Source organism: Pseudoalteromonas sp. SiA1 (genome assembly GCF_018732205.1).
In the GTDB taxonomy this organism is placed as follows: Bacteria; Pseudomonadota; Gammaproteobacteria; order Enterobacterales; family Alteromonadaceae; genus Pseudoalteromonas; species Pseudoalteromonas tetraodonis.
The window spans coordinates 1801293-1814169 of the sequence record NZ_CP076084.1; the positions used below are offsets into that span (position 1 = coordinate 1801293).

Annotated in this window: 7 protein-coding genes; all 7 read right to left on the reverse strand. The window is 39.2% G+C overall.

The genetic code is table 11. The annotated features are described in order from the left end of the window. Positions 1-81: 81 nt before the first annotated feature. The gene (locus tag KK487_RS08300; RefSeq protein WP_215521698.1) at positions 82-1821 is read right to left on the reverse strand and encodes a DUF3466 family protein; all 1740 of its coding nucleotides are present in this window, start codon (positions 1819-1821) and stop codon (positions 82-84) included. Between the two features lie 11 nt (positions 1822-1832). Further along, on the reverse strand, positions 1833-3746 hold the full coding sequence (gene uup / locus KK487_RS08305; protein ID WP_215521699.1) for an ATP-binding cassette ATPase Uup: 1914 nt from the start codon (positions 3744-3746) through the stop codon (positions 1833-1835). Positions 3747-3761: 15 nt separating this feature from the next. Further along, a complete protein-coding gene (locus KK487_RS08310) occupies positions 3762-4001 on the reverse strand; it encodes a glutaredoxin family protein (protein WP_036954640.1) in 240 nt (79 codons plus the stop codon). Next, positions 3994-6111: a bifunctional 23S rRNA (guanine(2069)-N(7))-methyltransferase RlmK/23S rRNA (guanine(2445)-N(2))-methyltransferase RlmL gene (gene rlmKL, locus KK487_RS08315; RefSeq protein ID WP_024603050.1), complete on the reverse strand. Its 2118-nt coding sequence runs from the start codon at positions 6109-6111 to the stop codon at positions 3994-3996. The genes KK487_RS08310 and rlmKL overlap by 8 nt, the downstream gene beginning before the upstream one ends. 90 nt (positions 6112-6201) lie before the next feature. Then, positions 6202-6732 carry a cell division protein ZapC gene (locus KK487_RS08320; RefSeq protein ID WP_036954637.1) on the reverse strand — a complete coding sequence of 177 codons (531 nt, stop codon included), beginning with the start codon at positions 6730-6732 and terminating at the stop codon, positions 6202-6204. 131 nt (positions 6733-6863) lie between these two features. Beyond that, positions 6864-7874 carry a quinone-dependent dihydroorotate dehydrogenase gene (pyrD, locus tag KK487_RS08325; protein WP_036954635.1) on the reverse strand — a complete coding sequence of 337 codons (1011 nt, stop codon included), beginning with the start codon at positions 7872-7874 and terminating at the stop codon, positions 6864-6866. A 106-nt stretch (positions 7875-7980) separates the two neighbouring features. Beyond that, positions 7981-12822 (reverse strand): NAD-glutamate dehydrogenase, encoded by a 4842-nt coding sequence (locus KK487_RS08330; protein ID WP_036954632.1) that lies wholly within the window; start codon positions 12820-12822, stop codon positions 7981-7983. Between the last annotated feature and the right edge of the window lie 55 nt (positions 12823-12877).

Below are 12877 nucleotides of genomic sequence, written 5' to 3' on the forward strand. Positions count from 1 at the left end.
TGCTTACATTACTATAGACAAAAAAAACCCAACTTAACAAGTTGGGTTTTTTAGTCGTTCTGTTTAACGATTTAAGCTCATTTAAAATCTAAATACACGTCTTAAACCAACAAGTGGTAGTAATAATAAACCAAACCAAGAAAAACTCGCTGAACTGCGTTCGTAAAATTCAGCATCTGGGGCTTTACAATTCTCAACTTCACCATTAGGGATAGGCGAAAGTTTTACCGCAACGGCTACACTTTCATACTCAATATTACCATTTACATCGGTAACAACTCCGCCCAATGAATTTCGTTTTTCAACTGTTTTAGTCGCAACACCAAATACTTCGTTGTTTTCATTAATCGATTTAGCTTCTACCATTTTATAGCTGAAACTGGTTTCACCATCACTGTCATAACAAGGCAGCAATTTATTTAGGTTAGTGATCTTGTCATCGCCAATTTTATAAATGAAGGCTTCTGAACGGCGGGTGTTCTCAGATTCACCAATTTCACCTTCACCAACAATGTAACCTTGATTATTAATGTCATTTGCATATGAGCTTGAGCTTATAAAGTAATCTTCAGGAAACACGGTCGTGTTTGTATTTATATCATGGTAAAAAAGTTTGTTTCTTAGCGTGCCTTCTATTCGCTTGGTCGCATAACCTACAACAATATCGTTATCGTTGATAGCAAATGCTTTACCACTTTGCCAGTCATCTCTTTGTTCAATAAAATCAACTACTTCACCATCTTTAAAGTAAACTGGCATCGTTAAAATTGTGGAATCTCTATCAAAGTAACGGGTATTAGAAAAACCGGCCGCAACGCCATTTTTATTCACCGCTAATGCATTACTAATAAATGGGTTACTGTCTTCATCTTCTTTTGGTGTCAGCGCTAAACCTAACAATTCTGTTGAGGTTACATTATAGGCACTGTCTAGTGTCCACTTAACCGCTGTTTTATTAAATAAACCACGTGTGTTACGACTATTAATTGATTCAATACAAGTCATTACAGGTTCATCAAGACCATCACAATTATCAGCAATTAAGGTTTGTCTCTCTGTAGGGATACTCACTGATACATTACCAACAACAACGTAACCCGTGTCAGTGGCAACAATATCAGACGCTTTACTCGTCCCACCATGTTCAGTAAATTCTGAAACAAGCGGCACTTCTACACCGCCTTCAGAAATTAAAATACCACGTTCTATAAACTCTCGGGTAAACCAAGTTTCTTCTTCAGTTTCACCATCTGGTGTAAAAGTGATTTTATCAAACGGTGCACTGCCCCAACCTACGGTCGTACCGTCCTGTGCAACAGCATTATAAAAGTTGCTAGTCGAGCGCGTTAATCCATCATAATCAACCGAAGCCACATCAAACAAAGATTGCTCTGTAATTACACCACTGTTGTAATTTGTAGCAACAATTGAGCTAATTTTTTGATATTCAAAGTTAGCAGATAAGTTTGACAAAAAACGAACCATAAAAGTATGCGCATCAGCATTGGTATAAATAGCGTCGTTGTTTTCGATGTCATCAAGTGTAAACGTAATTTCTTTGTCACTTAGTTCAAATGAATTTACTTCATTAGTATAAGCGTTCTTAATTAAACTATCGGTAAAATCAATATAACTAATATCAATTGGGATATTGTATAAGCCATTAGCAAGCCCAATGACATGTCCGTTTTCACTCACATCGGTAACATAAGTATGTTTTGCGTTTTCAAAGTTACCTAACTCCGTTAACGCATAGGTAGCACTTAATGCCGATGTACTCAGTGTTGCTAAAACACTGGCCGCGAGTAATTTATATTTCATTTTATTCCTTACTACTGATTCTTTAATTCTTCAAGTTCTTCCCAACGCTCAAAAGCGGCTTCAAGGTCAGACTCGAGTTGGGCTAAATGGTTCAATTCCTTAGCTGTTACATCACTGTCTTGCTTGAAAAAGTCTTCGTGACTTACTCGTTCTTGTTGTTTTTCAAGCTCAGCTTCAAGTTGTTCCATTTTATTAGGTAGTTGCTCTAGTTCAAGTTTTAATTTGTAAGAGAGTTTATTTGCTTTGTTATTACTTTTAACGGGTGCCGGCTCAGATTTTTCAACCTTTTTCATTGGCTGCTGTTGCTGCTGCTTTTCTTGCTCTGCTAAATAGTTGGTATAGGCTTCATAATCGCTGTAACCGCCAACGATATCTGTTACCTTGCCGTTACCCTCAAAGGCCCATACACTCGAACACGTATTATCAATAAACTCACGGTCATGGCTAACTATCAGCACAGTACCTTGGTATTGATTGATAATATCTTCTAGTAACTCTAACGTTTCTATGTCTAAGTCGTTGGTAGGCTCATCAAGAACCAATATATTTGATGGCTTTAAGAATAACTTAGCCAGAAGTAATCTATTTTTTTCACCACCTGAGAGCGCTTTTACGGGGGTACGAGCACGTGCTGGTGGAAACAAAAAGTCTTGTAAATAACCTAATACATGACGAGAGCGCCCGCCCATCATGACCTCTTGCTTACCCTCAGCCACGTTATCTTGAACGGTCGCTTCTTCATCGAGCTTTTCACGGTATTGATCAAAATAAGCAAATTCTAAATTAACACCTTGCTTTATTTTGCCACTGTCAGCTTTTAAATCACCAAATAGTAATTTTAATAGTGTTGTTTTACCAATGCCATTAGGGCCGACTAATCCAATACGGTCACCACGCATAACCAAAGTAGAAAAGTCATCAGCAATGATTTTATCTTTAAATGCATGGTGTAAGTGTTTCGCTTCAAACACTAATTTACCTGAACGATCTGCCGTTTCAATATTGAAATCGGTTTTGCCTACTTGATCAACACGCTTTTTACGCTCATTACGTAATTGTTTAAGCTCACGAACACGCCCTTCGTTACGCGTACGACGCGCTTTAACACCTTGGCGGATCCACGCTTCTTCTTCCGCTAAACGCTTATCGAACAATGCATTTTGCGTTTCTTCCACTTTTAAATCATGCGCTTTTTGTTCTAAGTAAGTGGCATAATCACCTGGATAAGAAATTAGTTTACCGCGATCTAAATCTAAAATACGTGTTGCAACGGCGCGAATAAAAGCACGGTCATGCGATATAAATACAATCCCGCCTTTAAACTCTTTTAAAAATTGCTCTAACCACATTACACTTGTCATATCTAAGTGGTTGGTAGGCTCATCGAGTAATAATAAATCAGGCTCGCTCACTAGCGCACGCGCAAGTGCAACTTTACGTAACCAACCACCAGAAAGTGATTCTAGTTTTGCATCGGGGGTTAATTCTAGTTGGGTTAAAACCAGTTGAATACGGCTATCAAAACGCCAGCCATCAGCTGCTTCTAACTTATTTGATAAGCGCTCTAATTTATTGAGTAACTGATCAGTACAATCTGTTTGCAATTGTGTACTTACATGATGAAAATCAATCAGTAAGTTAGCAATTTCCGGCATACCTTGGGCAACATAATCAAATACAGTACCGCTTGCCCCTTTAGGCGGATCTTGTTCTAAACGCGATATTTTTAAACTACCGACTTGGTTTATTTCGCCGTCATCTAGTATTACTTGGCCATCTAATACTTTTAGAAGCGTTGATTTTCCCGCACCGTTACGCCCTACAATACATACACGTTCACCGCTTTCTATAACCGCATCGGCATTATCTAATAATGGGTGCGTACCGTAGGCTAATTGTGCTTTTGAAATTCTAATTAAATCCATAATTAATCTTTACTCTTATTCTGCTTGCGCTAAAAACTGCTGCGCCTGAGGTGCAGTAAACGGCCAAAACAATTGCTGGCCTTGTTGATTTTTTAAAACCGGAATACTGATTTGATACTCTAAAATTAATGAGTTATCGCTCATAATATCAATAAGTTGTAATTCATCAGCTGATGAAAGTAACGGTTTTAACAGTTGCTCAGCTTGCTCACACAAGTGGCAACCGTCTGTGTGATATAAAACCCACTTAGCCATGTTTAATTAACCAGCTATTATGAATTTTTTTATTACGTTTAAAATCGGGAGATAAGGTTTTTTCTGAAATATTTTCCGCTTTTAAGCCTAAGCCCATTAACCCTACTTCGTCCATCACAAAGCCGCGTTTATTGTTAGAAAATATAAGCGTACCCGATGGGCTCAATATTTTTTTAACCCAAGTTAACAGCTTAATGTGATCATTTTGTACATCAAACGCATCTTTCATTCGCTTAGAGTTAGAAAATGTTGGAGGGTCTAAAAAGATCAAGTCGTATTGGCCTTGTGCATGCTCTAACCATTTTAAACAGTCTGCTTGCTCAAACCGATAACGCGTATTGCTAATATCGTTAAGCGCAAAGTTATCTTGCCCCCATTTTAGGTAGGTTTTAGATAAATCAACGGTAGTAATCGCTTTTGCACCGCCTAATGCAGCATGAACCGACGCTGTTCCCGTGTAGGCAAACAGATTTAAAAAGCGCTTATCTTTTGCATTTTCTTGAATGTAACGACGCGCAAGACGGTGATCTAAAAATAGTCCGGTGTCTAAGTAATCAAATAAGTTAACTTTAAACTTAGCACCAAACTCCTCTACCACCATGGTTCTGTTTTGCTTAGCCATCGGGGTATATTGTTCTTCACCTTTTTGCTTTTTACGTACTTTTACCGCAATGTTTTCAGGTGCAATATCCAGTTGTTGCGCTGTTAAGCTAATAACATCTTGCAAGCGTTTTTCTGAGGTTTTTTCATCAATTTCTTTTGGTGCTGCGTATTCAAAAATAACCGCTGAATCACCATAAATATCAACCGCAACGTTATATTCAGGAATATCTGCATCATACACGCGATAGGCGTGTACTTGATTTTGCTTAAGCCAATTTTTTAAGCCTTGCTTATTCTTTTTCAAGCGATTAGCAAAAGCCATTGAGCCTTCAAAGTTTAAAGCCGGTTTATCATCCGTGGTAAGACTCACTTGCTTGTCATCAAGTTGATACAAGTTTAATTCAACATCAAGTGGGCCATTTTTAAATTTATAACGTTTTTGCTTAACCAATTTAAGCAGTTTAAACAAGCTTTCATCCATGCCTAATAAAGCTAGTTTCCAGTGGTTGAAGTGTTTTTTAAAGCCAACACCTAAACTGCGATGTAAGTTAACCAGCTCAGCCATAGAGCCAATTCGCTCACCATAAGGTAAATTAGAAATAACAACACCCGGCAATTTAGCAACCGCAGTCAATTTAGTTGCATCGCTTTGTTTAAACTTAATTACCGTATCAAGTTCTGCGCGCTGCGCATTGGCAATGGCTTTATCAAGGACATTTGCGTCGTAATCATGGCCAATCAACCACAATTTAGGGTCGGTAATATTTGCTAAAAGCTGCTCTTTTAGTTCTTTAAATTTTGCCACTCTAAAGCTAGGTAAACGTTCAAACGCAAAGCCTTCACGAAATAGACCTGGCGCTTCATTACGCGCCATTCCAGCGGCTTCAATTAAAATAGTACCAGCACCACAACAGGGATCAAATAAAGGCTGGTTAACATTTTCAAGCCAGCCACTGCGTTTAATAATTGCTGCAGCTAAATGTTCTTTAATTGGTGCTTTACCTTGACCTTGACGGTAACCACGCTCTGATAAACGCGGGCCTGAATAATCAATATAAAGTGAAACACCATGGCGATTTAAACGTGCAACCACTCGTACATTCGCATCTTGCTTATCAACATTTGGGCGCTGTTCATACAGATCATTAAAATAATCAACAATCGCATCTTTAATCACTAACCCTGAAAACTGGGTATTTTTAAGCGAGTCGTTTGTGCCATTAAAGTCAACAGCAAAGGTTTGCGTAGGCCCAAACCACTCTTGCCAAGGTTGTAAGCGTGCAAATTTATACAAGCTGTCTTTGTCATTTACGCCTTCTTTTTCTTCAATAAGCATAAGTACACGCGTAGCAAAGCGTGTTGATAAACACACCTTTTGCGCTAGCAATGAGTCAGCCTCAAAGCGAACAGAACCCACAGTTTGTTTTGACACCGTAGCGCCAAGCTCTGTAAGTTCATCAACCAATAAATTTTCGATTCCGATAGAAGTAAGTGCGATAAATTGCAAAGTAAAAACCCTTAATAGCTAATTGCGCGGGATTATAACATAGGTTTGCGTACAAATACGCCATAAACACGGTGGGAAAACTAAATTAGATTAAGCGGTTTGACTATCGTACTGTGAGATAATAAGCGGGTGAACACGGTTGTTTAATACGCGGATCACTTCAAACTGTGAGAGTGATAAATTATCGTCAAGCGCAAAGGTTTCGCTTAAATTAATACACACAGAAGCATCAGGGCAATGCTCCACAATTAAAAACTCGCCAGTTTGAGATTCAGAGCTCAAGTTGATAACGGCTTCAGTACTAGGTGTTGTACCCGTGTAAGTTTTAAAAAACCAACTTTTAGCTAAAACGGGCTTTAATTGAAACTTAACCGCGGTGGCATTGAGCGCTATTTGACATAATTGCGCAGGATTCCATAAGTTAAACTGCTCGAGGTAATAATATACCTGCTCATAAAAAGCAGCGTCTTCTAAACTAAAGTAAGGGTTTTTAAAGGTGCAATCTGTTAATTGCCTTAGTTTATAAGGGGTGCATAGTTGCATATCGTCATTTAAATCAAGCAGTAAGCGGTTTTTTTCAGCACACGCTATCCACTGCCATTGCTTTGACGCTTGTAACATTTGCTCCTCCCTACTTAGTACTTAAAAAAATAAAATAAGACAATAAGCTTAGAGTATAGCTGCTTTTGACCATTTTTAAAACGTCTTTTTAGAACATTTATCGAACGATCAAAAGCTTACATAACTGATCCTTATAAGTCGTTAATGATCGACTTGACCAATTGTGGTCCTTTATAAATAAATCCAGTGTAAACTTGAATCAAATCAGCCCCTGCGTTCATCTTCTCTTTAGCCGATTGAACGTCATCAATACCGCCTACACCAATGATAGGTAATTGATTATTAGTTAAACGTTTTAGTTCAGAAACAATATGAGTTGAACGCTCTCTTACCGGAGCACCCGATAACCCCCCTGCTTCATCAGCATACTGCTGACCTTGCACTAGGCTACGCTCAAGGGTGGTATTTGTGGCAATCACACCATCAATTTTATTCGTTAATAATGATTCGCTCACTTGTTCAATTTGAATAGGATCTAAGTCTGGCGCAATTTTAACCAGCACAGGTACATTTTTATTATGCTTGGCAATTAAATCTAACTGTTCATTTTTTAAACTTTGCAATAGGTCATCTAATGCTGCGCCATATTGTAAGTCACGCAATCCTGGTGTGTTAGGTGATGAAATATTGACGGTTATGTAAGATGCATACTCAAACACTTTTCGCATACAGTGAATGTAATCATCTTTGCCTTGTTCATTCGGCGTATCTTTATTTTTACCAATATTAATACCTAAAATGCCATCATACTTTGCTGCTTTTACGTTATTTACTAGATTATCAACGCCTTTATTATTAAAGCCCATGCGATTAATAATTGCATTCGACTGTGGCAATCTAAACATACGAGGCTTATCGTTACCTGCTTGTGGACGCGGTGTTACTGTGCCTACTTCGACAAAACCAAACCCCATTTGGGCGAATGCATCAATACACTCGGCATTTTTATCAAGACCAGCGGCAAGCCCTACGGGATTTTTAAATTCGAGGCCTAAAAAGTTAACAGGCTTATTTGCCACGCTTTGTGACCACGCGGCACTTAACGGTGTATTAGCAAAGCGACGTAAGTTATTAAGAGCAAAATCATGGGCCCACTCCGCATCACGGGTAAACATAAAACGGCGAGCTAAATCGTAAAACATGAATATAATCCTCTTAAAGTTGTAGACAAAAAAATACCTCAGACAAGGCTGAGGTATTATATAACAAAAAACTGTTTAACGATTAATTTTAATCAGTTGCAGTTTATTACTTTGCAGAGGTATCACAGTTGTGGCCTAGTAACATAAGCTCTCTAAGTGCAACTGAGAATTTTGCAAAGTCATGACTTTGCGATGTTTTAAATTCAGTGAGCATTTGTTTCCAGCGCTGTAACAACAGATCTTGGCTATCCATCCACTGTTCAATTTGGCCATCAACATCACTACTATCACCTTCAAAGCTGTTTAACACTACTTCAGATAATGTACGTTGTTGCCAATCTAACTCTTCACGATATGAAGCACGCGCAAGTGCTTGCCAATGGTTTGAAACAGGTTGATTAGTAATTTGGTCTAAGAACCAATGTAGCCCCATTTGCGCACCAAGTTTGAAGTAAGTGTGCGATACCATATCGATTTTACGATTAGAGTTTTGCGCAATTTGTGTCAAGTCCATTACAGAGAACAAGCTTGATAACGATACAATACGCTGAGCAATCTCAACCGGAACACCGCTTTGCGTTAGCTCTTCACGTGCACTTTCTATACGATCGCTTTCTGCTTTAACAATGTATTTATTTAAGTTTTCACTTAAATCGGCAAATGTTGGTGCAAATGCTTCAATTGATTGCTCAATTGTTTGTGCTTTCGTACGGTGACGTAAGAACCAACGAGTTGCACGACGAACAGTACGACGTAACTGGTACAACATTTCTGTTTGTACGTTAGACGGTATCTTGTTATCTAAGTCACTAATTGATAACCAAGTGTCACGCATTTGGAATATTTCACTTGCGATTGAATAACATAATGCAATCTCAGCTTCGTTTGCACCTGTTTCTTCATTCATACGCACCATAAAGTTTAAGCCCATATCGTTAACAATATTATTTGCTAACTTAGTGGCAATGATCTCTTTGCGTAGTGGGTGATTATTCATAGCATCGTTAAACTTCTCACGTAATGGACGTGGGAATGATTTAACCAATAACTGACGATAGTAAGGGTTTTCGGTAATTTCGTCGGTTACTAATGACTCTTTAAGAACCATTTTCGCATAAGAGACCAACACTGAAAGCTCAGGACGTGTTAAATCTCTGCCTGCGGCAGCACGCTCTGCTAACTCCTCATCCGTCGGAATAAACTCAATCGCACGGTCTAACTTGCCCTCTTTTTCAAGCGCATGAATAAAACGAATTTTTTCTTTAAGCGTTGAGGTCCCTTTCGATTGGGTAATCGATAAAGTGTGTGTTTGACGATAACAGTCTTTAAGCACTAATTCAGATACTTCGTCGGTCATTGAGTAAAGTAACTCATCACGTTGCTTACGTGTTAAATCACCTTCGGCAACTAAACCATTAAGTAAGATTTTAATGTTTACTTCGTTATCTGAACACGCAACACCGCCTACGTTATCGATAAAATCAGTATTTACACGGCCACCTTTAGCAGCAAATTCAATACGACCTAACTGGGTTGCCCCTAAGTTACCGCCTTCGCCAAAGACTTTAGCACCAAGGTCTTTACCATTAATGCGCAGTGCATCGTTTGCACGGTCCCCTACATCCGCATCTGTTTCTTTAGAGTGCTTAATGTATGTACCAATACCGCCATTCCACAATAAATCGAACTCCATCATAAGTGAGGCTTTGATCAATTCATTAGGCGTCATGCTGGCTTTTTTAGTGCCCAACATTTTTTTCATTTCTGGGCTTAGCGTAATCGACTTGGCTGCACGAGAGAACACACCACCGCCGCTTGAAATTAACTCTTTGTTGTAATCTTCCCATGATGAACGTGGCAAATTAAATAAACGCTCGCGCTCTGGGTAAGAAGCAGCTGCATCAGGGTTTGGATCCACAAAAATATGTAAGTGGTTAAACGCCACTTGCAAACGAATGTGCTTTGATAACAACATACCATTACCAAATACATCACCGGCCATGTCACCAATGGCAACGGCAGTAAAGTCTGTGGTTTGACAGTTAATATCCATTTCACGGAAATGACGCTTGACAGACTCCCATGCACCACGCGCAGTAATACCCATTTTCTTATGGTCGTAACCTACTGAACCACCTGATGCAAACGCATCACCCAGCCAGAAGTTATATTCGATTGCGATACCGTTCGCGATATCAGAGAAAGTCGCAGTTCCTTTGTCCGCTGCAACCACTAGGTACGCATCGTCTTCATCATGACGAGTAACATCAACAGCAGGTACAACTTCGCCGCGCTCAATATTATCTGTGATATCTAATAAGCCACGAATGAAGATTTTGTAACATTCTTGGCCTTCTTTGATAAACGCTTCGCGCTCACTAGGTAGTTGTTTACATACAAAGCCACCTTTTGAACCAACCGGTACAATTACGGTATTTTTAACCTGCTGCGCTTTTACCAAGCCCAAAACTTCAGTACGGAAGTCTTCACGACGGTCTGACCAACGAAGGCCGCCACGCGCAACTTTACCAAAGCGTAAATGCACACCTTCAACACGCGGCGAGTAAACGAAAATCTCAAACGCAGGAACAGGCAGTGGTACTTCTGGAATTAAACTTGGTTGAATTTTAAGTGAAATATATGACTTAAACTTACCTTCAGCATCTTTTTGGAAGTAGTTTGTACGCAGCGTTGCAACAATCATATCAACGTATAAACGGATAATACGGTCATCATCAAGATTCGCTACGTTTTCTAACTCTGCATAAATTTCTAAGCCTAGTTTTTCAAGTGTTTTAGCACTTGCAGGACTTTTAACTGAGAATTTTTTAGCAAATAAATTAACGATTTTAGCCGCGATGTGTGGGTAATTAGCAAAGGTGCTTTCGATGTACGTTTGCGAGAAAGTAACCCCAATTTGGCGCATGTATTTAGCGTACGCACGTAAAATTGATGCTTCGCGACCGGTTAACCCACCCATTAACACTAAACGGTTAAAACCATCGTTTTCTAAACGATTTGCCCACACACTGGTTAGTGCGGCACGAAAACGTGCGGAAATTTTATCAAAATCGGCCATCCCTTTGCTATCAATCAGCATTGAGAAGTCCATGATCCAATTAATTCCACCATCACTGGTTTTAACTGAGTAAGGTGTTTCACCTACAACACGTAAACCAAAGTTTTCCAGCATTGGCATCACATCTGATAAGTGAATTGGCTCATCTTTGTGGAATAAGCTTAAACGAACAATATTGCTGCTCGCCTCTTCTTGTGGACGATAAAACAACATCTCAAGTTTGTTGTCATCGTTTAGCATTTCTAGCTTTTCAATATCAACAACAGCGGCACTTGGTAGTACTTCTTCTTTGTATGAACGTGCAAAAGCGTTGCAGTATTTACGGTTTAATTCGTTACCACGTGCTTCACCAGCAGATTCGAGTAAGGCTGATTGGAGTTTATCTTCCCAGGTACGAGCGGCTTCTATTAGATTATTTTCTATGTCTTTCACGTTATATTCAATATTGTTATCGGTCACACGAACGGTGTAATGAGTACGCGCCAGTGTTGACTCTGAGAAATAGGTAGTAAATTCGACTTTAACGTCAGAATTAAATGCATTTGCTAAAATAGCCTGCGTTTCGCGGCGCAGCGCCGTGTTATAACGTTCACGTGGTACATACACCATACAAGATAGGAAGCGACCGTATGCATCTTTGCGAACAAATAAACGACACATATCGCGTTCTTGAATTTGTAACACGCCCATAGCAACTTCAAGTAGCTCATGTTCGCGAGCTTGCACTAATTCGTCACGTGGGTAGGTTTCTAAGATGTTTAATACCGCTTTGTATGCATGTGTACCCTTAGCAAAATCACACATATCCATAATGCGATTAATCTTGCTTTTAAGAACTGGGACATCAGCAGCGCTGTTATTATAAAAGTTAGATGAGAATAAACCTATAAAACGGTCTTCACCAATCACATTACCTTTGTCATCAAAACGCTTAACACCCACATAATCAATATAGGCTGGGCGATGAACTCGAGATAATGAATTGGTTTTTGTTAAAATTAATAAGTTACTACTACGTGCTTCTTGACGAGCCACTTCAGGTAACTCAGAAAGCAAACGTGTATGCTCAGCATCTGAGTTTTTCATTAACCCTAAGCTGGTATCCATTTTACCTTTTAATTGATAATCACCTTGGACTGGCGAAAGCTCATATTGGCGGTAACCCATTAATGTAAAGTTGTCTTTTACTAGCCAATCTAAGAACTCAACGGTTTCATTTATTTCGTTATCATTTTTATCTTTGTGGCTTTTAGGTAAGCTTTTGCTAACTGCGATTAGTTTTTCGCGAATAGGCTGCCAATCTTCAACCGCAACCGATACATCAACGAGTACAGATTCAAGTTCTTTTTTGAAAGACTCAATAACAGTAGCATCTGTTTGACGGTCAATTTCTATGAAGAATACTGTTTTTGTTGATGTTGATTCTTGCTCTGCTTTTAAGCTTGATAACCCTGATATTTTATCGTTTTTATCACGTTGAATTTTCAGTGGGCTATGTAGAAGTAAGTGAGAGGCAATGTTTTCTCGTGTCATGGCCATACGCACAGAGTCAACTAAAAATGGCATATCTTTAGCAATGATCTCTACAATGGTATGCGATGACTGCCAGCCATCTTTTGCCACTTCAGGGTTGAAAACGCGAATAACTGCGTCATCTGATGTATTTTTTTCTAGCGAATTCCAAAGGCTAAGTGCAGCACCATATAAGTCACTGTCGTTGCGATTTGCCAAATCCTCTTTAGACATATTGCTGTACAAGGCTTTGGCGAATTTCTCAACGAGTAACACATTATCAGCGCGAACTTTTTTCTGGATAAGCTTACAGACGTTATCTAAAATAACCGAGGCTTGGCCTTCATTTCGTGTCATTGTATGTTCCTTAATCTATCACTGCTAGTTTAGCAGAGTATTTGTACAGCCATTT

Coding starts and splice junctions, on each gene's coding strand:
- uup (WP_215521699.1), bottom strand. CDS start 3,746: ATGGATTTAATTAGAATTTCAAAAGCACAATTAGCCTACGGTACGCAC.
- KK487_RS08330 (WP_036954632.1), bottom strand. CDS start 12,822: ATGACACGAAATGAAGGCCAAGCCTCGGTTATTTTAGATAACGTCTGT.
- KK487_RS08320 (WP_036954637.1), bottom strand. CDS start 6,732: ATGTTACAAGCGTCAAAGCAATGGCAGTGGATAGCGTGTGCTGAAAAA.
- KK487_RS08310 (WP_036954640.1), bottom strand. CDS start 4,001: ATGGCTAAGTGGGTTTTATATCACACAGACGGTTGCCACTTGTGTGAG.
- pyrD (WP_036954635.1), bottom strand. CDS start 7,874: ATGTTTTACGATTTAGCTCGCCGTTTTATGTTTACCCGTGATGCGGAG.
- KK487_RS08300 (WP_215521698.1), bottom strand. CDS start 1,821: ATGAAATATAAATTACTCGCGGCCAGTGTTTTAGCAACACTGAGTACA.